Source organism: Paenibacillus physcomitrellae, from assembly GCF_002240225.1.
Lineage (GTDB): Bacteria > Bacillota > Bacilli > Paenibacillales > Paenibacillaceae > Fontibacillus > Fontibacillus physcomitrellae.
The window spans coordinates 1,178,034-1,201,702 of sequence record NZ_CP022584.1; the positions used below are offsets into that span (position 1 = coordinate 1,178,034).

The 23,669-nt window shown below is 49.6% G+C and carries 24 protein-coding genes, 1 riboswitch and 1 other annotated feature; of the genes, 3 read left to right on the plus strand and 21 right to left on the minus strand.

Translation table 11 applies throughout. The annotated features are described in order from the left end of the window. Positions 1–281: 281 nt before the first annotated feature. The 5 genes from prsW to CBE73_RS05420 form a co-directional block, all read right to left on the minus strand. Positions 282–971 (minus strand): glutamic-type intramembrane protease PrsW, encoded by a 690-nt coding sequence (gene prsW / locus CBE73_RS05400; protein WP_094093344.1) that lies wholly within the window; start codon positions 969–971, stop codon positions 282–284. Positions 972–1,114: 143 nt separating this feature from the next. Beyond that, positions 1,115–1,732 carry a genetic competence negative regulator gene (locus CBE73_RS05405; RefSeq protein WP_094093345.1) on the minus strand — a complete coding sequence of 206 codons (618 nt, stop codon included), beginning with the start codon at positions 1,730–1,732 and terminating at the stop codon, positions 1,115–1,117. A gap of 185 nt (positions 1,733–1,917) precedes the next feature. Continuing rightward, positions 1,918–2,265 (minus strand): hypothetical protein, encoded by a 348-nt coding sequence (locus CBE73_RS05410; protein ID WP_094093346.1) that lies wholly within the window; start codon positions 2,263–2,265, stop codon positions 1,918–1,920. 123 nt (positions 2,266–2,388) lie between these two features. Beyond that, complete coding sequence (locus CBE73_RS05415; RefSeq protein ID WP_094093347.1) at positions 2,389–2,877, minus strand: hypothetical protein; 489 nt, start codon at positions 2,875–2,877, stop codon at positions 2,389–2,391. Between the two features lie 119 nt (positions 2,878–2,996). Beyond that, positions 2,997–3,587, minus strand: coding sequence for a type II CAAX endopeptidase family protein (locus tag CBE73_RS05420; protein ID WP_094096154.1), 591 nt, complete (start codon positions 3,585–3,587; stop codon positions 2,997–2,999). 192 nt (positions 3,588–3,779) lie between these two features. After that, positions 3,780–4,004, plus strand: a binding site (T-box leader). A gap of 273 nt (positions 4,005–4,277) precedes the next feature. On the opposite strand from CBE73_RS05420, the gene serA reads away from it, so the two are divergent. From serA to CBE73_RS05435, 3 genes are all read left to right on the plus strand, one after another. Next, entirely contained in the window at positions 4,278–5,864 is a 1,587-nt protein-coding gene (serA, locus tag CBE73_RS05425; RefSeq protein ID WP_094093348.1) for a phosphoglycerate dehydrogenase, read from the plus strand. 171 nt (positions 5,865–6,035) lie between these two features. Then, on the plus strand, positions 6,036–6,326 hold the full coding sequence (locus tag CBE73_RS05430) for an ArsR/SmtB family transcription factor (protein ID WP_094093349.1): 291 nt from the start codon (positions 6,036–6,038) through the stop codon (positions 6,324–6,326). Further along, the gene (locus CBE73_RS05435; RefSeq protein WP_094093350.1) at positions 6,323–8,878 is read left to right on the plus strand and encodes an FAD-dependent oxidoreductase; all 2,556 of its coding nucleotides are present in this window, start codon (positions 6,323–6,325) and stop codon (positions 8,876–8,878) included. Before CBE73_RS05430 ends, CBE73_RS05435 begins: the two co-directional genes overlap by 4 nt. A 151-nt stretch (positions 8,879–9,029) precedes the next feature. Here the strand turns inward: CBE73_RS05435 and CBE73_RS05440 are convergent, their stop codons facing one another. The 16 genes from CBE73_RS05440 to lysA form a co-directional block, all read right to left on the minus strand. Beyond that, positions 9,030–10,487 carry a HAMP domain-containing sensor histidine kinase gene (locus CBE73_RS05440; RefSeq protein WP_094093351.1) on the minus strand — a complete coding sequence of 486 codons (1,458 nt, stop codon included), beginning with the start codon at positions 10,485–10,487 and terminating at the stop codon, positions 9,030–9,032. Next, positions 10,488–11,204, minus strand: a complete 717-nt coding sequence (locus CBE73_RS05445; RefSeq protein ID WP_094093352.1) for a response regulator transcription factor — start codon at positions 11,202–11,204, stop codon at positions 10,488–10,490. A 168-nt stretch (positions 11,205–11,372) separates the two neighbouring features. After that, positions 11,373–12,119, minus strand: coding sequence for a pseudouridine synthase (locus CBE73_RS05450; RefSeq protein ID WP_094093353.1), 747 nt, complete (start codon positions 12,117–12,119; stop codon positions 11,373–11,375). 107 nt (positions 12,120–12,226) lie between these two features. Beyond that, positions 12,227–12,715, minus strand: a complete 489-nt coding sequence (locus tag CBE73_RS05455) for a spore maturation protein (RefSeq protein ID WP_094096155.1) — start codon at positions 12,713–12,715, stop codon at positions 12,227–12,229. A gap of 38 nt (positions 12,716–12,753) precedes the next feature. Continuing rightward, on the minus strand, positions 12,754–13,419 hold the full coding sequence (locus CBE73_RS05460) for a nucleoside recognition domain-containing protein (protein WP_094093354.1): 666 nt from the start codon (positions 13,417–13,419) through the stop codon (positions 12,754–12,756). A gap of 36 nt (positions 13,420–13,455) precedes the next feature. After that, complete coding sequence (locus CBE73_RS05465) at positions 13,456–14,553, minus strand: D-alanyl-D-alanine carboxypeptidase family protein (protein ID WP_094093355.1); 1,098 nt, start codon at positions 14,551–14,553, stop codon at positions 13,456–13,458. Between the two features lie 161 nt (positions 14,554–14,714). Continuing rightward, complete coding sequence (gene ytfJ, locus CBE73_RS05470; protein ID WP_094093356.1) at positions 14,715–15,164, minus strand: GerW family sporulation protein; 450 nt, start codon at positions 15,162–15,164, stop codon at positions 14,715–14,717. After that, entirely contained in the window at positions 15,137–15,829 is a 693-nt protein-coding gene (locus tag CBE73_RS05475; RefSeq protein WP_094093357.1) for a DUF2953 domain-containing protein, read from the minus strand. The genes ytfJ and CBE73_RS05475 overlap by 28 nt, the downstream gene beginning before the upstream one ends. Before the next feature lie 150 nt (positions 15,830–15,979). Next, positions 15,980–16,579 (minus strand): SMC-Scp complex subunit ScpB, encoded by a 600-nt coding sequence (gene scpB / locus CBE73_RS05480; protein WP_094093358.1) that lies wholly within the window; start codon positions 16,577–16,579, stop codon positions 15,980–15,982. Further along, positions 16,548–17,342 (minus strand): segregation and condensation protein A, encoded by a 795-nt coding sequence (locus CBE73_RS05485; protein WP_094093359.1) that lies wholly within the window; start codon positions 17,340–17,342, stop codon positions 16,548–16,550. Before CBE73_RS05485 ends, scpB begins: the two co-directional genes overlap by 32 nt. A gap of 71 nt (positions 17,343–17,413) precedes the next feature. Then, positions 17,414–17,881: a 6,7-dimethyl-8-ribityllumazine synthase gene (ribH, locus tag CBE73_RS05490; RefSeq protein ID WP_094093360.1), complete on the minus strand. Its 468-nt coding sequence runs from the start codon at positions 17,879–17,881 to the stop codon at positions 17,414–17,416. A 63-nt stretch (positions 17,882–17,944) separates the two neighbouring features. Next, positions 17,945–19,207 (minus strand): bifunctional 3,4-dihydroxy-2-butanone-4-phosphate synthase/GTP cyclohydrolase II, encoded by a 1,263-nt coding sequence (locus CBE73_RS05495; protein WP_094093361.1) that lies wholly within the window; start codon positions 19,205–19,207, stop codon positions 17,945–17,947. A gap of 18 nt (positions 19,208–19,225) precedes the next feature. Further along, positions 19,226–19,894 (minus strand): riboflavin synthase, encoded by a 669-nt coding sequence (gene ribE, locus CBE73_RS05500; RefSeq protein ID WP_094093362.1) that lies wholly within the window; start codon positions 19,892–19,894, stop codon positions 19,226–19,228. Between the two features lie 3 nt (positions 19,895–19,897). After that, positions 19,898–21,040, minus strand: a complete 1,143-nt coding sequence (gene ribD, locus CBE73_RS05505; protein ID WP_094093363.1) for a bifunctional diaminohydroxyphosphoribosylaminopyrimidine deaminase/5-amino-6-(5-phosphoribosylamino)uracil reductase RibD — start codon at positions 21,038–21,040, stop codon at positions 19,898–19,900. Between the two features lie 294 nt (positions 21,041–21,334). Then, positions 21,335–21,513: riboswitch (FMN riboswitch) on the minus strand. Positions 21,514–21,708: 195 nt separating this feature from the next. Next, entirely contained in the window at positions 21,709–22,140 is a 432-nt protein-coding gene (locus CBE73_RS05510; protein ID WP_094093364.1) for a peptidylprolyl isomerase, read from the minus strand. Positions 22,141–22,273: 133 nt separating this feature from the next. Further along, positions 22,274–23,605, minus strand: coding sequence for a diaminopimelate decarboxylase (gene lysA, locus CBE73_RS05515; protein ID WP_094093365.1), 1,332 nt, complete (start codon positions 23,603–23,605; stop codon positions 22,274–22,276). Positions 23,606–23,669: the final 64 nt, after the last annotated feature.

Sequence of the window (23,669 nt, forward strand, 5' to 3'; positions counted from 1 at the left end):
TTAACTGCCATTAGTTTGACAAGAAGAAAGGGACTTTATGCATGCTTTTTTGATCCGTTCCTAGATTGGAATTTCTTCGATTTCAAATGCTTCCGTATTATCGCAAATACACTGCTTAAACCCGGTCTCCAGTTTGCCCCGTTCTTTCCGGGCTCTTAAAATGAACCGTTCTCCACAGCTTTTGCACGTGATTGTGACTTTTACCCGCATAAAAAACATCCTTTCCCTGAGATTTCCGTTTGACGGTGCTATCAGGTATAGGATGCCCATTTTATGGATATTTAGTCTCTTGAACTGGCCTCCATCGGCCGGAACGGCGAGCGGCTGTTGGCCCTTGTTATCTTGCCAAGCCCCCCATACCATAGGAAAGCCATCAAAGGGACGATGTACCAAAGCCAGTACTCCGAAATGTTGCCAAGAACCCAATCATATATGCCATGCCAAAACACGGGGAGAAGCAGTGAAAACAATAAATAACGTCCCGTTTTGTTCCCATTTGAGAACTTGGCGCGGCCCAGATAGTAACCCATAATGACCCCAAACATCGCATGTCCGGAAACCGGAAGCAGCGCGCGGATCAGCAGCGAACCAATGGCCGCCTCATGAGTTAAACCAAAGAGCACGTTCTCAATCGTAGCAAAACCGAGGGAAACGGCGGTTGCATAAACAATTCCGTCATAAGGCTCGTCGAATTCCGTATGGTTGTAGATCATATGATAAAGCACAAACCATTTGACGAGTTCTTCAATGCCCGCCGAGATCAGAAAAGAATAAACAAACGAATTATTTCCAAGCCATATAATAAGACCCCGCTGCAGAATCATGATCGGGAAAACAATCAGAAATCCGACCAGAAATATCTTAATCACCATATGCAGCGGTTCTGTATCATATTTATCCTTCAAGTAAAAATAGGTCAGCAGCGCAAGACCAGGAGCGAGCGCAGCCGTACCAATTGAAAACCACAGCAAACGTCATCTCCTCCTTCCGGTTTACGCCGCGGCGTTAAAAATAATTACGATTAAAATTATTAAAACTAAAATAATTATGATTACAATAAGAAAGGTCCGCATCGCCTTGTAGGAAGACGCGGACCCCTGAACCTGCCCGATTGTCAGGACTGGCGTTTGAAATGAGATACGATTGTTTGAATAGCATTCTCTTCCATAACGACCTTGCCGTATTCATCAAGAACTGCCGGAGTCACAGAGGTTGCTTCTCCATACTCAGCCAAAACTGCAATGAGCAGCTGCTGTTTGGCTTCTTCGACGTCTTCAGGTTCCAGGTACAGAACCCATTTCCCTTTATAGTTATACAGCCTTCCGGCTCCGGTAAGTGAATGGTTTAGTACATGAGCAGCTTCGATAAGCACTTCAAAGTCGCTAAAGGCATACACAATGGAATCGCTAAGTTCAAGCGTAACTTCCATCTCGTATACGTCGTCCGCCATCTCGTCCTCGCTCATAGAACTGAACGGATGACTGCGATCATATTTGCCTCGCGTCACGATGACGACCATCCCTTGCGCAGGGAGTGCGAAAACTTCAACAGCTAGCGGTCCTGTAGCATCAAAGCCCAATTCATTATAAGCTTGATCCATCATTTCCGTAAATAGATCCTGGACTTTGGGAATTTCCTGCCACATATCCTCTTTCTGTATTCCGCGTTCGCTAAGGTCATCAAAAGTGAGGAAAATCCGTATCTTATCCTGGCCCAAACGTTCTATTTTCATACAGGATCCTCCTCTCCAATCCGTGTTACAACAGATTATGAAGCACTCAGCAATGTGTGCTGGAAATGGTTCTATGTAATTATGTTATCATTTATTTCACTCAATTGCACGCAATAAAATAGTTAAAAAAAAGAATCATTTCCCTGGTATAGACCAGAAGAAATGATTCTATATACCGCTTTTTATTACAAACCAGGAATAATCGTATTTGTCTCTTTCATGATGAGTTCGACTTCGCGGCGTACGTCAGGGTTGCCTTTAATAAAGTCCTTAATCGTTTTGAGATTCGATTCCTTCTGCTCCGCCTTATGAACCGGATTTACGCTTTGTTTATCCGTTTTGATACTGTTGGCAAGGCTCCCGGAATCCATGCCGTTAAAGGTGCCGTTGCTTTTGTTTTTGGCCAGATTGGCAAAGCTGATCATCGAACCAGCGCCGGATGCGGCGGACATCAAACCTTTTCTTTTTCTGGAAGCCCAAACAACGCCGGCCGCCCCTAAAGCTACGCCCATTAGAAATGAAGAAGTTTTCACTTGCGGATGCCTCCTTTAGATTAAGATCACAAGTATTGTTGCCGCCGCGCAGCCGTCTCATGCGGCATAAATACAGGAAATCCCCTTCGTCAGGAAAGCTTGTCCACAACCAGCCAGATAGGCTTATTTGCCTTGTTTGACGGCCCATGGGGAAGCATGGAACCCCCACCACAGCAGCCAGATCGTTAATCCGATAAAAATCACCAGAAGCACATTAAAAAACCACCTCGTCCACTTCACTCGATTCGAGGGATAAGTTTCTGTGCGCGAAGGTGTAAGCTCTTGTTCCGGCAGATCTATGTTGTCTTTGATGATTTTCTCCGCCCTGCCTTTACGTCCTGCGGGGATTGAATCCGGCTCGGCCCCTCTCTCAACTGAGCGGTTTATGGCCGTCTGCGGAGTGTGCAGCGTTCTGGACGATTTGGACGATCCGGACGCTGTTGACGATTTGGACAGTTTGGGGGGTGTTGACTGAATTGGCTGCTTGGCCGATCTGGACGGTTCGGCGAAGCTGTGAGCCGAAGCTTTTACGCCTTTTCTCTCACTGTTAACCGTTTTTGCTCCAATAATCTCCCTCGCCGCTGCAGCATTGTAAACAGCTGTATTCAGCATAACCTCTTCTTCAACCCCTTCGAGCGGGGTTGATCGATGTGATGAGGATCTCGTCCGTTTTTGTTCAGTCTTACCGGCGTGTCTTTTGCCTAACCTTTCCACTCTGCTTAATCTTTGATTCATGGTTCCCTCCGAAACCGGATCACAAGTCCGGAAATCAGGTCGATCAGAAAATGACACAAAATCGGCGCCCAAAGGGTCCCTGAAGCCAAATAAATGTATCCAAGGCCATAACTGCTCGCAAATACCCACGCCGTAGGGATCCAGTGCCGCAAATAACGAACATGAATGACCGCAAACAAAATGCTGGTCCAGTAAGGGCCTATAGAATGCTGAATCGCTCCGCGGAACAGCATTTCCTCACAAATGGCTACGATCACAGCAATGATAATAATGTGCCAGACCGGCCGTTTTCGAAACAGCATTTCATTTATGCCGCCGTCATCCATGGTGCTTTCCGAAATGACCCTAGATAAAACCAAATCGACGACAAAAGCAACTCCGGCTAATCCCAGCCCCCACCAGACAAAATCAAGGTCAGACGGGATCCTTAAAAGCTTCAGCGGATTACGCCATTGAAACAGCATAATAATCAGACTTAGAACTAATGTAAGTCCCTGGGTGAAATATAAATTGATCAATAAGAGCCGATCGTTTAATTCTTCAGGCTTTACCCGTCTTAATTTGATTTTTTCTAATTTTTTTCTCATCCACATACCGCTTTTCTTCAGAGATTGTCTTTATGGTGTCCTTCATAAAATCATAACCGATTGGGACAGCCATGTTCAAGGCGCCACAAGAAGTAAAATTCATCTGTCTTGACCGGATGAAAAGACCCGAATATCCCCAAATTGCGGTATTGACAGTCTTTACTTGCCATGTTACATTATGAAAAATCAATCGATAACACGTTGATGGAGAAAGGTCGATTTTGAGCTTTCAGAGAGCCGGTGGTCGCTGCGAACCGGCAGCTTGGGAATCCAAACCTAGCCCTCCAGAGTGCTGTGCTGAAGCTTCAGTAGGCCGGCCGGTTGAAATCCGTTATCATTTCTGTCGCAAGACATGGAGGCCGGATCTGCAAAGATACGGCGAATAAGGGTGGCACCACGAACAGTCTCGTCCCTTACTACGGTGGTAGTATGCGGATTGGGGCTTTTTTTATTGTTGTTGTTATTTACCGTAGGACAGCAGGCCTAAAGAGCCTGTTGAAGTCCCTATTCGCACGCATCCTTTGTCGCGGCAATTCAGCACTTCTCTAAAGCGTGCTTCCGAAGTAAGTTTTGTCGATGCTTACCAAGGAGCTTATGCTATACAAAACTTTAAGCTCATGCTTCCGAAGTAAGTTTTGTCGTTGCTTATCAGGAGGCTTATGCTATACAAAACTTTTAGGAGGTCAAAACATGTTTAAAGTGTTAGTGTCGGATCCGATCAGCGATTTGGGAATTCAGCAGCTTGTGGATGCCGAGGATGTTACTGTAGATCGGGTAACCGGTCTGAATGAAGCCGAACTTATTGCCATTATTCCGCAGTACGATGCCCTGCTTGTCCGCAGTCAGACCAAGGTGACCCCAGCTATTATGAAAGCCGGTGAACGCCTCAAAGTGATCGGCAGAGCCGGTGTTGGCGTTGACAACATTGACCTGGAAGCCGCCACTCAGTCCGGCATTATCGTTATTAATGCGCCGGACGGCAACACGATTACAACATGTGAGCATGCTTTTGCCATGATGATGGCGTTAGCCCGCCATATCCCGCAGGCATATGCTAAAACGATCAGCGGACAATGGGACCGCAAATTCCTAGGCGTTGAGCTCCGCAACAAGAAGCTGGGCGTCCTGGGTATGGGCCGCATCGGCAGTGAAGTCGCCAAACGGGCCAAAGCTTTCGGCATGGACATTTTGGGGTATGACCCCTTCCTGACGGAAGACCGCGCCGAGAAAATGGGCGTCCAGCTTGCTACCGTGGACTACATCGTACGTCATGCCGATTTTATTACGGTTCATACGCCGCTCACTCCGGAAACCAAACACATGATTGCTTCTCCGCAGTTTGAAGTGATGAAAAAAGGAATGCGGATCATCAACTGTGCCCGCGGCGGGATTATCGATGAGAAAGCGCTGATCGAAGCTATCGATCAAGGTATTGTCGCCGGTGCTGCCTTCGACGTATTCGAGCAGGAGCCGCCTCAGTCGGATCATCCTTTCCTGAACCACCCGAACGTTATCGTAACGCCTCACCTTGGGGCCTCGACCGTGGAAGCACAAGAAAATGTTGCAATCGACGTATCGGAACAGGTGCTGCACATCCTTCGTGACGAACCTTTCAAAAATGCGGTGAACATGCCGCCTGTGGCCGCAAGCGTCATGAACAAACTCCAGCCCTACTTCGGTCTTGGAGAGAAAATCGGCTCGATCGCTGCACAAATCAATCAAGCTGCCATTAAAGGCATTCAAATTGACTACGCTGGCGATTTGTCCGAGGTCGATACGCAGCCGCTGACCCGTTATATTCTAAAGGGCGTACTAGCGCGCCACTTCGGCAGCGATGTTAACATCGTCAACTCGATGCATTTGGCAAAAACCCGTGATGTTCATGTGGCCGTCTCCTCTGCTCCGGCACGGAAAGGTTTCATGAATCTGATTACGATTACGCTGCAAACCTCCAGCGGCGATACCCAAATCGCCGGAACTTTATTGAATGGATACGGAGAACGTATTGTACAAATCAATAAATTCCCGGTTGATATCGCTCCGGAAGGACATCTGATCGTGATCTCCCATAATGACAAACCTGGCATTATCGGTAATGTCGGAACGCTGCTTGGCCGCAATGATGTGAACATCGCATCCATGCAGGTTGGCCGTCAAGTTGTCGGCGGGGAAGCTATCATGGTGCTGACGGTTGACAAAGCGGTACCTGAATATGTGCTGGATGAGCTGACCAAATTGCCGGAGCTGAAGACCGCCAAGGAAATCGTGCTCGCCTAACCAACAGGATTTATTCATCAGTCCCGCCAGTTCCGCCCTATTCGACTCAAGTCAAGTTTATACTCTATGCCGAAAACGTTCTTCCTCTTTCAGGAAGGACGTTTTTTATTCTTGCCATTAACATCACTATATTATAATATTACGATATAACGTTTTTGTGAGGTGGTCGATTTGGACAACAATTTTAAACAATATGAGGAAGCTGCCGAGAAACTTAAAGCGCTCGCCCATCCGGTCAGACTCTGCATCGTAAAGGGACTGATTACTAAAAAACAATGTAATGTTTCTTATATGCAGGACTGTCTGGGGCTTCCTCAGTCCACAGTATCCCAGCATTTGCAGAAGCTTCGCACACTCGGTATCATCGAAGCCGAACGCAGCGGTCTCGAAATCAATTATTCAATTAAAGATCAAACCATGATTCAGCTAATACAAGTATTGTTAGGAGAGGATCAATCATGAGCAAGAAAGTCTTAATTGTAGGCGGTGTAGCCGGCGGTGCCTCCGCTGCCGCCAGACTTCGAAGATTGGACGAAGAAGCACAAATTATTATGTTCGAAAGGGAACAGCACATCTCAATCGCTAATTGCGGTCTTCCCTATTATATTGGAGAGTCGATAAAGGACCGCTCCAAATTGTTGGTTCAAACTCCAGAAGCCATGAAGCAGCGCTTTAATCTTGATATCCGTACGAAAAGCGAAGTTATCTCCGTAAATACCGAGAACAAAACCGTACAAGTCGCCAGCCAAGATCGCGGCGTTTACGAGGAAAGTTATGATGCGTTGATCTTATCCCCCGGAGCCAAACCGGTACGTCCTAATCTCCCGGGCATTGAAAGCCCGCTGATCTTCTCTCTTCGCAATATTCCGGATACAGATAAGATCAAAGCTAAGGTGCAGAAAGAAGGAACACAATCTGCCGTTATCATCGGCGGAGGATTTATAGGCATAGAAATGGCAGAGAATCTGCGGGAGTTGGGTCTTGAAGTCACTTTGATTGAACGAAACGCTCAAATTCTCAAGGCATTTGATTTGGAGATGGCAGCCGTCTTAGCCAAAGAGCTTGAACAGCAAGGCATTAAGTTATTGTTCTCCGAATCGGTAGCATCGTTCAGAGAAACCGGAGATCAAATCGAAACCCTATTAGAAAGTGGGCGCACTGTTACCTCTGATTTGGTCATGCTGGCAATCGGCGTAACTCCTGATACCTCTTTTCTTGCCAACAGCGGCGTTGCACTAGGTGAACGGGGACATATTCTCGTCAATGAGAAGATGGAAACCTCTGCGGAGCAAGTATTTGCAGTTGGAGACGCTGTAGAAGTTACAGACTTCGTTACTGGAATGAAGGCGGCTGTTCCGCTGGCCGGACCTGCCAATAAACAAGGCCGTATTGCAGCCGACAATGTCTGTGGTCTCCAGACAACTTTTAAAGGAACCCAAGGCACATCAATTATTAAAGTATTCGGCTTGACCGGTGCGGTTACCGGAAGCAGCGAAAGAACGCTTCAGCGTCTTAACATGTCCTATCATGTCTCCTATGTGCACCCGAGCTCTCATGCCTCCTATTATCCAGGTGCAAGCCCGCTTACAATCAAACTGCTGTTTGATGAACAGGGAATTGTGCTGGGCGCTCAGGCTGTAGGTTATGACGGCGTTGACAAACGGATCGACGACATCGCTACGCTAATCCATTTCAAGGGAACAGTAACTGATCTGACCGAACTTGAATTGGCTTATGCGCCGCCGTATTCGTCTGCCAAAGACCCGGTTAATATGGCGGGATATGCAGCTGAAAATATATTAGCCGGCAGAACCCAAGTGTTTGTTCCGTCTCAGCTTGAACAGCTTTCCAACGAGGAGATTGTACTCGTCGATGTCAGATCAGAAATGGAACACCAGAACGGGCATATTTCAGGCTCCATCAACATTCCTGTCGATGAACTGCGCAGACGCCTAAACGAATTGGATCCGGCCAAAGAAATCTGGGTATACTGCCAGGTTGGCCTTCGCGGTTATACGGCTTCAAGAATTTTGGCGCAAAAAGGATTCCGTGTCCGTAACCTGACAGGGGGTTATAAAACGTATTTAATGGCTAACTATCAGCCCGTTTCATCCGATAATGAGCCAGCGGCAGGCCCAGGAATGCAGCAAACCGCTGCTGCTTTAGAAACTCCGGTTCAGCCGCCGGCTCCGGCCCTGGTTCCGGTTACTGCTCCTGCCTCCATGCCCTTAACCGCAACAGCAGCGGAGGTAGATGCGGACATAGAAGTGGATGCCTGCGGACTATCTTGTCCCGGACCGCTGATTAAAGTCAAACAAACGATGGATCAGCTTCAAGACCGGCAAATTGCCCGGATCAGTGCCTCCGATCCCGGCTTCTATGAAGATGTTCAGGCTTGGGCCGGCATGTCGGGCAACAAGCTATTGAAGATCAGCAAGAGCAATTCCGGTATTATTGAAGCTTATATCCAGAAAGAGTCCGAACCTTCTTCTGATTCAGCTAAAGCTCCCGCAGGCGGATCAGGTGCAAGCGTAAATAAAGCCGCCGATGGAACCACTATGGTCGTTTTCAGCGGGGATTTGGATAAAGCGATTGCTTCGTTTATTATCGCCAATGGCGCTGCCGCCAGCGGCAAGAAGGTCACTTTATTTTTCACCTTCTGGGGATTAAATGTGCTGCGCCGGAACGAGAAGGCCGATATCAACAAAAGCTTTATGGGTAAAATGTTCGGCATGATGATGCCCCGCGGCAGCCGCAAGCTTGGCTTGTCCCGCATGAATATGATGGGCATGGGCTCCAAAATGATTCGAGGGGTCATGCACCGGAGCGGCATCGCTTCTCTGGAGCAGTTGATGGAAACAGCCAAAGAACAGGGTGTTGAACTGGTCGCCTGCCAAATGTCTATGGATGTAATGGGAATCCGTCAAGAGGAACTGATTCCGGGAGTCAAAATCGGCGGGGTAGGATATTATCTCGGGAAAGCCGATCAGTCAGGTATCAATCTCTTTATTTAACGAAAAAAAGTGCTGCCGCTAGGCTTAAACGCCGCGGCTGGCACTTTTTTTGATTTGGAGCCCTTCTGCTGGTCTCCGCTGTTCCACGTAGAACAAGATTTATCTTCCCGTTTCAACAAAAAAAACATCCTGAGCAGCAGAATGACTGCAGCTACTTCTGTTTTTCGACAGGCAGCTTCATCCGAAATACCGTCCCCTGCCCAACTTTGCTTTCAGCGGTAATCGTCCCGTTGTGGGCGACAACGATATTTTTGACGATGGATAATCCCAGCCCCGTCCCGGCCGATTCACCCCGGACACGCGCTTTATCCGCTTTGTAGAAGCGTTCAAAGATATAAGGCAAGTCTTCCTCGGCAATACCGTGCCCTTCGTCGGAAACGGTGATCTCCACCCATCGCTCCTGACGGGGTCCTTCGGGTATAGTTTGAGCCGAAAGAGCGATCCGGCGATTCTCCGGCGTATGTCTGAAGGCGTTATCCAGCAAGTTGGTCATCACCTGCTCCAATCGGTCTTCACTTGCTTCTTCCAGAATAAGCGTCTCCGAAGGAAGCGAAATGTCCAACTGGATGGAACGTTCCTTCGCCCGGACAATGAACTTCCGGTACACTCTGTTCAGCAGCTCGCTCAGGTCGGTCTCATGCATAACCATTTCCGTATGACCGGCTTCCATACGGGCCAAATCCAGCAGATCGTGAACCAGCCTTCCCATGCGAAGGGATTCATCGTAGATCACCTGAATCAGCTCGCGTTCCTCTTCCGGCGTCGAAGCCATCCCGTCCAGCAGGGCTTCGCTGTAGCCCTGCATCATGGACAGCGGGGTGCGAATCTCGTGCGAGACATTCGCCACAAAATCCTTGCGCATCTTCTCAAGCTGAGCTTGTTCCGTTACGTCACGGAGAACGGCCACCGCTCCTTGAATATCCCCTTCTGAAGTCAGAGGCGTCATGTGAACCGACCATACGGTTTGTTTGACATGAACATCTTCCCGCTGATCTTCCTTCTCGCCGAATACCCGCCTGAACATCGGCACAAGCGGCTCGGGCACCGGACGCAGCGACGAAGGAATAAGCCCCTGCGCTGTTTCCATTTCTTTTTCTTTATCCCGATCGATATTCTCCCACTGATGCAGAAGTTCTTCCGCCGGCGGATTGGTCAAAATCACCGCACCGTTCTGATCGATGGTAAGGACAGCATCATTCATGCTGCGCAGGACGCTGGCTAAATGCTCTTTCTCGAGGTTCAGGCTGCGGATCGTATTATCCAGCTCTTCGGCCATATGGTTAAACGTGCTTGCCAAATCGCCGATTTCATCGCTTGTCCGCATGGTTACCCGGGTATCATAATGCCCGGTCCTGATTTCATCAGCAGCCTGGATGAGCCGCCGCATCGGCTGGGTGATTTTTGTGAATAGAAATAGGGCAAAGAAAGTAGTTAACGCAAAGCCGGCAATGGAGACCCATACAAACAGCGATTTGATCGCGCCGGAATTGGTGAAATTTGTATCAATGTAAGGAAGCAGGAACAGACCCAGCGTCAGCAATACACAGGCAACCAAGGCGCTGATCGTCAGCCAAAGCTTGCCGACAAGTGACCTCCAGAAGCCCGCCACTTATTTGCCGACCTCCAGCTTATAACCGACGCCCCATACCGTGGTGATCATCAAAGCCGCTTCGGGAGACACTTTGTTGAGCTTCTCGCGCAGACGTTTGACGTGGGTATCCACCGTACGTAAATCGCCGAAAAATTCGTAGTTCCACACATCCTTCAGCAGCTCTTCGCGGGAAAATACCTTGTCCGGTGAAACAGCCAAGTAATGCAGCAGCTCGTATTCCTTAGGCGTCAGGCTGATCTCCTCCCCGCCGGCAGTTACCCGATGGGCATCATGCTCGATCGTCAGACTCGGGAAGACAATAGTGCTGCTGCTTCCGGTCTCCTGGGACAAGAAAGCAGTCGCCGAGGAACGGCGCAAAATAGCCTTAACGCGGTAAATGACCTCGCGGGGGCTGAACGGTTTTACGACATAATCATCCGCACCAACCTCAAAGCCTTGTACCCGGTTCACTTCTTCGCCTTTGGCCGTCAGCATCAGCACCGGTGTAGCCTTGGCCTGTCTTAAACGGTTGCAGACCTCGATCCCGTCCATGCCGGGAAGCATAACGTCGAGCAGGACGAGATCATAATCATACTCCATCGCTTTCTTGAGAGCGCTTTCCCCATCCTCTGCTTCGTCGATCTCATAGCCCTCTTTCTCCAGATACATCTTGAGCAGACGCCGAATCCGTTCTTCGTCATCTACAACTAAAATGCGGTTGACCTGTTCTGACATCCTAAACAACCCCTCCATCTGATTGCCTGATCCATGTTCAGGCGGCGGCAAATCTATAATGAAAATATTGTACTTCCGTCATTTATGTTCTTCAAATCCACTCCAGCAGAAACGCCGCTTGGTCCCGAACAAGGTGACAGCAAGCGACGCTCAGGCTTGAGTTTTTGATTAATGCTGCTTTTTCCCACCTGCTACAACAGCGCTTTGACGCAGGTTATCCACTTCATTTTTGGTCAGATGACGGTAAACCCCGCGTTTCAAAGTTCCCAGAAACAAATTCCCGAACGAAATACGTTTCAGACGGGTAACCGGATGACCAATGGCTTCAAACATCCGGCGAACCTGACGATTTCTACCTTCGTGGATCGTGATGGAGATCGTGGCCTGTTTATTGTCCGGATCAACATCATGATATTCCACCTCGGCCGGAGCCGTCATCCCGTCCTCCAGCATAATGCCTTTCTTAAGCTTGTCCAGTTCCGTACCGTGCGGAACTCCCTTTACGGTTGCGAGATACGTTTTGGGCACATGGTGTTTAGGATGGGTCAGCAGATGGGCGAATTCGCCGTCATTCGTTAACAAAAGCAGCCCTTCCGTATCGTAATCCAGTCGTCCGACCGGGTATACTCTTTCCTTGATTCCTTTTAAGTAATCGGTGACAATCTTCCGTCCGTGCGGGTCGCTGGCGCTGGTAATAACCCCTTTGGGTTTATTGAACAAAAGGTACAGCTTCTGCTCCGCTCCGATATTCTTCCCAGCTACCGTGATCGTGTCCGTAGCAGGGTCGGCTTTAGTCCCAAGCACGGTAACCGTTTCACCGTTGACCTGGACCTTGCCGGCCAAAATGAGCTCTTCACATTTGCGGCGCGAGGCCACTCCCGCTTGAGCCAGTATTTTCTGCAATCTTTCTTCCATATTCTCAAGTCACCTCTCATTCATGATACCCACTTGCGTATAAAATCACAATAGACAAAGCTAAAAACGCTCCCGCAAGGAGAGCGTTATCCTGGTTTCAGCCAGATTTAGCCAAACAGAAGCAAACAAATAAAAATGGCAGCCGCAAAACCAACCAGGTCTGAAAATAAGCCGACCTTCAGCGCATATCGGCCGTTGCGGATGCCTACCGCTCCGAAATAAACCGTAAGCACATAAAGAGTTGTATCCGTACTGCCCTGTATGGTTGAAGCAATCCGGCCGATCATGGAATCCGGACCATAAGTTTTGATGAGATCGGTTGTGAAGGCTAAGGAGCCTGTCCCGGTTAAGGGCCGCAATATGCCAAGCGGAAGCACCTCAGGGGGAATATGCAGCCATTGGACGAGCGGCGCGGCCAGGCCTATTAGAAAGTCCATCGCACCCGAAGCCCGGAACACACTGATCGCCACCATCATCCCCACCAGATGGGGGATAATCCCGATCGCCGTTGAGAAACCATCCTTGGCTCCATCCACAAAGGACTCGTATACCGGTATCTTCCGGAAAAAGGCGTAGAGCGGAATAAAAGCAATCATGACCGGAACCGCCCAAGCCGAGATTTGATGTATCCAGTTCAAGTACCCTCACCCCATCCGGCGGAAGCTGAACGAGTCGCAGGAGGAGGAGCGCTGTTAGCGGCACCGGCAGGCGGTACAGGAGGGTAAGGTGTCCTGCGGCGGTACCAGCGGTCTGCAAAAACGGCAGCCAAGGTAGCGATTGCCGTCGCAAGCAACGTGCTGCCAACGATTTCGGCCGGATTAGCCGAATGATAGGTATTCCGGATCGCGATCAGCGTGGTCGGTATAAGCGTGATGCTTGCCGTATTTAGGGCCAGCAGCGTACACATGGCCGGCGAAGCCGAAGTTTTGTCCGGATTCAGCCGCTGAAGCTCCTGCATGGCACGAATGCCCATAGGTGTGGCGGCATTGCCGAGACCCAGCAGATTGGCACTCATGTTGGATAGTATGTACCCCATGGCGGGATCGTTTTTCGGCACGTCCGGGAATAGAAAGCGGACCACCGGTCCCATCAGCTTAGAAATCTTGGCGACAAGCCCGGCATCTTCGGCCAAACGCATGATGCCCATCCAGAACACCAGCACGCTGATCAGACCGAAACAGACGGTAACCCCTGTCTCCGCTCCTTCAAATGCAGCTTTGGTAACCAGATTGATGTCGCCCTTGTATGCGGCAAACCCAAAGCCGATAAGCAGCATGCCCAGCCATATTTTATTAACCATGTTTCCCCTCTCCCCTTTACAGCTGACAATCTATTCTTAATTGCTTGAATGCCCCTTCCCCTTTTGCTGTTCAATTTGCTTGTTCTCATATAGCGGCACGGAGCCGATGATTTCACCATTAAGCTTCAATACGAGTTTCCCCCGAAATCCAAATGGATCTCGAGATTCCATAACCTTAATCTCCTGCTGAACCTGCTGTTTCTCGGAAGCGTGAAGCGGATACTGGAAGTCAATCCCGGCGGTAAGATCCATTCCCTCATGTTTGATAGGCTGCTGCTTGTTCACCAAGGTTTGAAGCGGGAAATTGGCAAAACCGAAATCCAGCATGTTGGCATGGTCATTCCAGTCATCTCCGTCATTGAGTGTAACCGCAGCGAGCTGCTGGCCGTTCCGGGTCGCCGAGCTGACCAGACAGCGTCGGGCAATCTTTGTAAATCCGGTCTTGACGCCATCCGCGCCTTCATACATTCTCAGCATTTTATTTTTGTTGAGCCAGTCATAACCCCAGGATTCGTTTGGGTTTGGCGCCTTTTTCTGCTTGGTGGACACTATTTGTTTAAACACCGGATTATGCAGGGCGTAAGCCGTAAGCTTGGCCAAATCATTGGCTGTTGAATAATGCTGTTTGTGATCAAGCCCGTGCGGATTCATGAAATGCGTATGCTTCAAGCCGATCATTTCCGCCTTCTGGTTCATCAAATGCACGAAACCTTCCTCAGACCCGCCGACATGCTCGGCAATGGCTGTGGCTGCATCATTACCAGAACGAAGCATCAGGCCGTAAAGCATATTTTCCAAAGTCATCTCTTCGCCCAGCTTCAAATAAATGGAGGAGCCTTCTTTGCCGAAGGCTTTGGCACTCACCTTGACCTTCTTGTCCAGTCCTCCGTTTTCAATAGCCACTATCGCGGTCATAATTTTGGTCAAGCTCGCAATCGGCAAAATCTCGTCCCCTTGTTTGCTGTACAGCAGCCTGCCGGATTCCACATCAATCAGTGCGGCTGCCTGGGCGTGCGTGCCCACCTCCGGAGGTCCTTTCGTCTCTTCTTGCGCTCTGACTCCTACTGGCTGTAGCAGCAGACAGGTCAATAGCATTAAACCTAACCAGGAAATCTTTCGCTTCAATCGTTTCATAACCTACTCCTTAGCTGATTGGTCTGGTGATGAAGATTCTGATAGTTAATATATGCATAAAGGGCCTGGATAGACCCCGTTTGTCCATCTTTGCCCAGTCCGAAGATAAAAAAACCCTTCCACGATTCGGAAGGGAAATTCATGGCTGTCGGATAGTTCATTTATACGCGCGACTGAAACGTTGGTGTTTCGGAGACAACCATCGTCGAATTGCCGCTTTGATTGAACATATTCTGCAGCTGAGAAATGACGTTTGGGACGGTATCGATAATTTTCTCCATCACGTGGGTTTGATTATCGAGCGGCACCACATTTACGCCTTGAGGCCCTACAACGAGAAAGGCAATCGGGTTAATCGAAACGCCCCCGCCGCTGCCGCCGCCAAATGGACGACTAACTTCGTTGTTCTCGCTATGATGTTCGTGATGCTCACCGGAAATCCGGAAATCACTCCCACCTGCAGCAAACCCGAACCCGACGCGGCTGATCGGCAAAATTACGCTGCCGTCCTTGGTTTCCACCGGAGCTCCAACGATTGTGTTCACATCGACCATAGCCTTGATGTTCTCCATAGCGGTTCTCATCAAGCCTTGAATAGGATGTTCAGCCATTGTTTAGTTCCTCCTTTCACTTTGAGCACGCGAGTTATAAGAGTCAGTCCAGCATACATAGCATATCCTAGACCTATTTTCGCTATGCAATCCATTTGTGTTGTAAAGTGAGGAGTCGTGCCAAACCCCGGCGACACCTCGAGTTCGGGCGGCTTCTTCATGTTCACGCGGAAGGACAGTCCGCCAACGATGCAGTTCTTCAGACTCCAGAGCAAACCGCTCACTACCGCCGTATGATCCGCTTCCTTCAGGGCAAAATCCGTAGTCCATTCCAGCCGGTCGACCTCCAGATGTTTGAGCATGGCATTCGTCCACTGCTTTAAGCCATCGGTGGCATGCAGAATCTGAATATAAATTTCGTCCCAATGCTGAAGCACCTCCTTACCGATATGCTGGGCAGTTTCCTTATGATCCGACCTTATGGGTAACTTGCTGTCCGTAGCCGTATCCACCTTAAACCCTTGCTTGAAGTTGTCAAAAATAATGCGGGGCACCTCATAATGAAGGTTCACCAAACCAAACAGGGCCTTCATTTCCGCGGTTATCCGCTCGTCTTTATTCTGCTTTCTGGCATGAATTGTAATGGTGATTCTGGACAACAAAACAAACAGAAGCAGCAGGACCACTGCCAGCACCAGCAGCCCCGTCCAAATCCATATCCACATCCTTCAACCCTCCGTCCCAAGTGAAAAATCCATTTTCTAGTATGCCTGACCGGCTTACATATCATTCCTTTCTTCTCTCCAGCTCCATATTCCATGCAACAAAAAAAACGGGTGAACCGGGAATATCATTCCCGGGCACCCGTTTACTGGTTAATCCACATCGTCAATAGTCAGCTGCTCGCTGCGGATACGGTCAAATAAATCATGAGTTTCGTCCTCCAGCGGATCAGCCTCTGCAAACTGTTCGGGATCCGGCAGATCCTTCAGGCTCGCCAGCCCAAAATAGTCAAGGAACGCTTTGGTTGTCCCGTACAAAATCGGGCGCCCGATCGCCTCCGCTCTGCCAACCTCCTGAATCAGATCTTTGTTGACCAGCGTGTGAATTGCTCTTTCCGCTTTAACGCCGCGGATATCTTCAATTTCAATCCGGGTAATCGGCTGGCGGTAAGCAATGATCGACAACGTCTCCAGTGCCGCTTGAGATAAGGAAGACCTTGAAGGCGAATACGCTAATTTCTCGAAATAAGGAGCGTGCTCCTTGAGCGTAGCCATCTGAAAATGTCCGGCAATCTCCAACAGCTGCAGTCCCCGCCCTTCGTTGGACATATCTTTCTTCAATTCGTCCAGCACTTCTTTAATCATTTCGGGGCGCTGATCCAGCACCTCGCATAGTTGTTTCACGGTCAGCCCTTCCTCACCGGCCAGGAAGAGCATCCCTTCAATAATCGATTTCAACTTCAGAAAATCCATTACCGGCTTGTTCCCCTTTCCACTCCATCACAATGTCATCAAACAAATGATTTTGGTAGCACAAAATAAGCTTCATCTTCATTAATTCCAGGATCGCCAGAAATGTAACAACCACCTCGTGGCGGGACAAATCTTCATCCAGCAGCTTGGAAAATAACACCCGTCCACCGCGCCCTGCCAGCTCGAGCACACTCACTACTTCCTTGATCCGGTCCTTCACGGAAATTTCGTCCCGCTGGATCCGGGCCACCGTATTCCGTTTGACCGCCTTGCGGAGCGCTTTATGAAACACGCTGATCAGGTCGGATACATGCAGCCCTTCTACCGGATTTTCGGCCGTTTCAGGCATAAAAGGCGTCAAATCCTCAGGCTCTTTGGAGAAGATAAGACTGCGCTCCCACTCCTTGTCGTGCAGAAGCTCCGCGATGCCCTTAAATTTGCGGTACTCGATCAACTTGCGGATCAGCTCTTCTTCCGGATTCTCATCCTCTTGATCATACAAATCATATTCGTCCTCCCATTCGATCACAGGAGGTTTGGGGAGAAGCTTCTTGCTTTTTATCGACAGCAGGGTAGCCGCCATTACCAGAAATTCGCTTGTAATTTCCAGCTCCAGCTCCTGCATGGAATGCAAGTAATCCATATATTGGTCCGTAATTTCGCTAATGGAGATCTCTTCAATAGCAATCTCCGCTTTGTCAATCAAGTGAAGCAGCAGATCCAGGGGACCCTCAAAGGTCTCCAGCTTGTAAAGTACCGTCACTCTATGATCCACCACCCGTACAAAAGAAAATGTAGCGCCCTTCCGAAGAAAAGCACTACATTAAATAAGCACTATTTTAGCTGATTCGTCAAGTTTGCCATTTCAATTGCCGCAATTGCAGCATCCCATCCCTTGTTGCCGGCTTTAGTTCCCGCCCGTTCAACGGCCTGTTCGATGTTCTCTGTCGTAAGCACGCCGAAAATCACCGGAAGCCCTGTTTTAAGGCTGATCGCCGCTACGCCTTTAGCCACCTCATTGCAGACGTAGTCGTAATGACTCGTAGAACCTCTGATCACCGTGCCCAGCGTGATAACCGCATCGTATTTGCCGCTTTCCGCAAGCTTCTGAGCTGCTAACGGAATTTCAAACGCCCCCGGTACCCAAGCTACATCAACCTCTTCGTCGGTTACCCCATGCCGCTTCAAGGCATCCAGCGCGCCTCCCAGCAGCTTGCTTGTAATAAACTCGTTGAAACGCCCGACCACGATTCCGTATTTCAGACCGGATGAAACCAGATTTCCTTCAAAAATTTGTCCCATTAAATAAACCTCCATATATTGTTATTTATATATTTTTTTACAGCTTTGTTGTACTAGCTTTAATCAGGTAGTCTGCGAATGATCCTCATTCTGCTCGATGTCATCCAATTCCTTCCCCTCATCGAACACCAGCATATGGCCAAGCTTGGCCTGCTTCGTGTGCAGATAAGCGGTGTTGTCCTCATTCTCCTTAATTTGGATAGGAACACGTTCCACTACCTGCAAACCGTATCCTTCAAGTCCTTTAATCTTGCGGGGATTGTTCGTCATTAGCCGGATTTGTCTGACTCCGAGATCTTTAAGGATCTGCGCCCCGATACCATACTCTCGCAAATCGGCCTGAAAACCAAGCTTGAGGTTGGCTTCTACCGTATCGAGACCTTGTTCCTGTAGCTTGTAGGCTTTCAGCTTGTTAATCAAACCGATGCCCCGCCCTTCCTGACGCATGTAGAGCAGTATTCCTCTGCCTTCTGCTTCGATTTGCTGGAGGGCAGCTGCGAATTGAGGACCGCAGTCACAGCGGTGAGAGTGGAACACATCCCCGGTCAAGCATTCGGAATGAACACGTACAAGTACAGGTTCGTCCGGGTTAATTTCCCCTTTAACTAATGCCAAATGCTCCTTGTTGTCCACGGAGTTTGTATAAGCCACGGCCCGGAACTCGCCGAAATCTGTCGGCATCCGGACCTCGACTTCCCGGTTGACCAGCTTCTCTCGCTCATTTCGATAACGGATAAGATCCCGCACGCTGATCAATTTCAATTGATGCTGGCCGGCAAATTGTTTAAGTTCGGGAAGCCGGGCCATTTCTCCATTTTCCTTGATCACTTCGCATATGACGCCAGCCGGATAAGAGCCGCAAAGTATCGCCAGATCAACCGCAGCTTCTGTATGGCCGGCTCGCCGCAATACGCCGCCTTTTTTGGCAATCAGCGGAAACATATGTCCGGGTTTGCGAAAATCCTCCGCTTTGGCTTCCGGGTTCATCAAGCCTTTAACGGTCTGGGAACGCTCGAAAGCGGAAATACCCGTTGTTGTATCCTTGTAATCGACCGAGACTGTGAAGTTGGTACCGTGGTAATCAGTGTTATGTGCAACCATAGGCGTGAGTTCCAGCTCTTCCGCTCTTTCCTGCGTAATAGGCACACAAACCAGTCCTCTTGCCTGGGTAATCATGAAATTGATGACATCAGGCGTGGCCATCTCGGCAAGCGCAACCAGATCGCCTTCATTTTCGCGGTCTTCATCGTCTACCACGATAATTGGTTTGCCTTTCTTTAACTCTTCAAGCGCTTCTTCTATGGAATCGAGCTCAATGGGTTCCAATTTTACCAACTCCCCTTCTTAAACAAATCCGTTATCGGCAAGAAAATTTAAATCCAGCCCTTTCGATCCTGCCACAGCCGACTGATCGGCCGGGCTTTTATAAAACAGCAAACGTTCCACATATTTGCCCAAAATATCACATTCCAGATTAACGCTGTCCCCCGGTTTCCTGGTGCCGAGCGCCGTCTGTGCCAGCGTATGAGGGATGATCGAAACGCTGAAACGATCCTCGTTCAATGCAGCTATGGTCAAGCTTGTGCCATCCACCGTAATCGAACCTTGGGCTACCATATACCTTAACAAATCACTGTGGACCGGTCTGATCGTATAAACAACTGCATTATAGTCACGCTGGACATCCACAATAATCCCTGTTCCATCCACATGACCCTGCACGATATGCCCGCCAAAGCGGCCTCCTGCGGACATCGCTCTTTCCAGATTCAGCTTCTGCCCGGCAGTCAGCTTGGAAAGGTTAGTATGTTTGTACGTTTGGGGCATAACATCAACGTTAAAGGAGGAGGCCGTCATGCTGGTCACTGTCAGACAAACGCCGTTAACCGCGATGCTGTCTCCGAGCCCCATGTCCTCCATGATCGTATGAGCTTCAATGCCCAGCACCATCGCTTCGCCGCTGCGGCTTACGGATTTCAGACGCCCCACTTCCTCTACCAATCCAGTAAACAAGGTTTATCCCTCCCAGCTTGGTGTTCCTGTAATCAAAAGATCATTCCCGGCCGGTGTGACTTGCAAATTCGATAATGTGATTGCATCATTCATCATGTCCGGACCGATAAAGCCGAAACTGTCCTTGCCTCCGCTGCCGATCAGCTTAGGAGCGAGGAACAGCTGAACTTCGTCTATCATTTTCTCCGCAAGGAACGATCCGCTTATCGCCCCCCCGCCCTCCACCAGTATGGACGGGATTCCAGACACCGCTAGCTGTTTTAGACCGGCTTGCAGATCCACCCGCTCCCCTTCTCCGCAGGGAATGATCCGGATTCCTTTGGCTTCAAGGAGCTGCTGCTTTGCCGGATTCCCGTGATCCACGGTCGTTAAAATAATCGTGTCCTGATCTCCTTCTTCTCCTGCCTGAAGCACTTTCGCTTCCTCGGGGATCCGAAGTTTGGAATCAACGATAATCCGGATCGGAGAAAGCCCCGGTACAGGCAGCCGGGTGGTTAAAGAGGGATTATCAGCGATAACCGTGTTCACTCCGACCAGAATAGCCGCATGCTGATGACGCATCGTATGAACAATTTGACGTGCGGCATCCCCTGTAACCCATTTACTGTCGCCTGTACGCGTCGCAATTTTGCCATCCAGCGTGCTGGCTGCTTTGAGGGTGATAAAGGGAAGTCCCGTAGTAATAAACTTGATGAATTTCCTGTTTAACTGCCTGGCTTCTGCTTCCATAACGCCGGTCTCCACCGTGATGCCGGCTTCCCTTAACATGGCGATTCCCCTGCCTGAAACTTGGGGATTCGGGTCCTCGAAGGCCACTACAACGCGGGATACCCCAGCTTCGATCAGCCTCTTGCTGCAGGGCGGGGTCGCCCCATAATGGCTGCACGGCTCAAGCGTCACATAAACGGTGCTTCCAGCTGCCCGTTCTCCCGCCATATGCAGCGCGTGAACTTCCGCATGCCCTTCGCCCCGCTTCAAATGTGCGCCCATGCCGACTACCGCGCCCTCCCGGACGACCACGGAGCCGACAACCGGATTAACGCCTGTCTGTCCCTGTGTATGCCTGGCCATATCAAGCGCAAGCGCCATATAGAACTCATCGCTCATGGGCTGTAAATTTACATCTCCGGAAGCTGTCCACTGCATGTCCTTAATTTCCTCCTTTCCCGTTTTCTTCATCCTTCAGCCCTAAAAACGCAAAAAACCCGGCCAAAGGCCGGGGCAATAGGAGAATATTCGATACCAAATAAACCAACGTCAAGCTGCCGGACAGACAAATAAGGGTTGGCCCCCCCTCAAACGAACTGCTGATTCTGCTGGTAATCAAGAATTATCCTGTCACCAGCATCACGAAACAGAACGAGTGAATTTGCCGTTCAAAGCTCATCATCGATCATCAAAGAAACCTGCACCATGCTAATTATTAGCAGCAAGCTTCCGTATCTCCTTCTCCCATCCAGACTATACTGTCGGTCCCGGAATTTCACCGGCTCAGCCGCAGCCCCGTTTTACGAACAAAACGGATGGCACGCGGGTCACGGACTAAGGCGCTGCGCTGACTGATCGTCAGGCTGGCCATCACCGTCGGTCGGGATTTTCACCCTGCCCCGAAGGATACGTTTATTAAATTGTCAGTTCAAGTTCTGACACTGCAGAGCAGCGCCTAACTTGCTTGCAATGGTAGCACTTATTGGCAGGCAATGCAATACGCAAATTCACAAGCCGCAGTAATAGCTGGCTGCTCCAAGCTTTGGCATAACGCAAAAAAAGCCTGGGCTCATCTATGCCAGACTAAATTTTGCTCATTCTATTCTTTACACTTCGTAAACTTCTACGGACTCCATGCGGTCGCGTCCTTGGAAAGCATCTACTTGCTCCATGCCGCTGACAACTTTACCGAATACGGTATGCTGGCCGTCAAGATGCGGCTGCGCTTCGTAGCAAATATAGAACTGGCTTCCGCCTGTGTTGCGTCCGGCATGAGCCATAGCCAGGGAACCACGTTCGTGTTTGTTTGGATTGATTTCGCAGTTGATGGTATAACCGGGTCCGCCGGTGCCTGTTCCGTTCGGGCAACCGCCTTGAGCTACAAAACCTGGGATAACGCGGTGAAAGACAAGGCCGTTGTAGAAGCCGGAGTTTGCCAATTTTTCAAAGTTTGCTACCGTATTCGGTGCGTCTTTATCGAACAGGTCAAGAATAACTTCTCCACCGTTCGCCAGTTTGATTCTTGCTTGTTTAGCCATGAGAGTTTAAGCTCCTTCCAAATTATGTTTCAATGTACAACATGTCCAGTTTACTATGAAAAGAATAGGAGTGCAAAGGAGCCTTGCAAAAAAGCAAATCAAAAAGACGGGTCGCCCCGTCTCATTGTCCGCCTTATTTCAGTGAATGCTGTTTGAAGATCCGTTCCGGAATCAAATCGTTAGCGATAATATCGTTTAACGATTCCCGTTTTACGACCAGATGACTCTCTCCATCCTTGACGAATACAACAGCCGGACGCGGAATCCGGTTATAATTACTGGCCATGGAGTAGTTATAAGCCCCAGTTGAAGCTACAGCCAGCAAATCGCCGGATTTGGATTCCGGCAGCTTCAGATCCCAAATGAGCATATCCCCGCTTTCGCAGCATTTCCCGGCAATAGAAACCGTTTCAGATGCCGCTTCACTGGCACGATTCGCAAGCATGGCTTCATATTTGGAATCATACAAAGCCGGACGGGGATTATCGGTCATTCCGCCGTCAACCGACACGTATTTGCGGACGCCTGGGATATCTTTACTGGAACCAATTGTGTAAAGCGTAGTCCCCGCATCACCGACAATGCTGCGGCCCGGTTCAATCCACACTTCAGGCAGCTGGTCGTAAACGCCGGAGAAGTGGTGTTTCACTGCATCCGTAATTGCCTTCACATAAACGGAAGCATGCAGCGGTGTATCTTCTTCGGTATAACGGATGCCAAAACCGCCGCCAAGATTGATTACCTTAAAAATAAAATCGAGCTCGCGCTTCACCTTTACTGCAAATTCGGATACACGTTCGGCGGCGACCTTGAAGCCTTCCACTTCAAAGATCTGCGAACCGATATGCGAATGAAGACCTAGCAGGTTCAGCTGAGGAAGTCCGATGGCCGTCTTCACCGCTTCATAAGCCGCTCCGTTCGCTAGATCAAAACCAAATTTGGAATCGGTTTGGCCCGTCGAAATATATTCATGCGTATGTGCTTCTACTCCAGGAGTGATACGCAGCAGCACGTTAACTTTTACTCCTTTATCAGCTGCAAGGGCGTTCAGCAGATGCAGCTCGTCGAAATTGTCAGCCACAAAGCAGCCGATCCTTGCGTCGATCGCCATCTGAATTTCATCAGGCGTTTTGTTATTGCCGTGGAAATGAATACGCTGCGCCGGAAAACCAGCCTTCAAAGCCGTATACAATTCCCCCTCCGAGACGACGTCGAGGCTCATCCCCTCTTCTTCCACCAACCGGCACATAGCCATCGTGCAGAAGGCCTTGCTTGCAAAGGCGACCTGGAAAGCCAAACCCGATTGCCGGAAAGCTTCCGTAAACTCCCGCGCGCGCGCGCGGATCAGCGTTTCGTCCATTATATACAGCGGTGTTCCGTATTGTTCCTTTAGTTCTACAGTATCACAGCCGCCGATCTCCAAATGACCTTTGGCATTGATTGTGCTGGTACCATGTAAATACATTCAGGCAGCCTCCGATTTTCCGATTTGCAATCAGTATATCAGTTAATTGCAATTTGGAAAAATG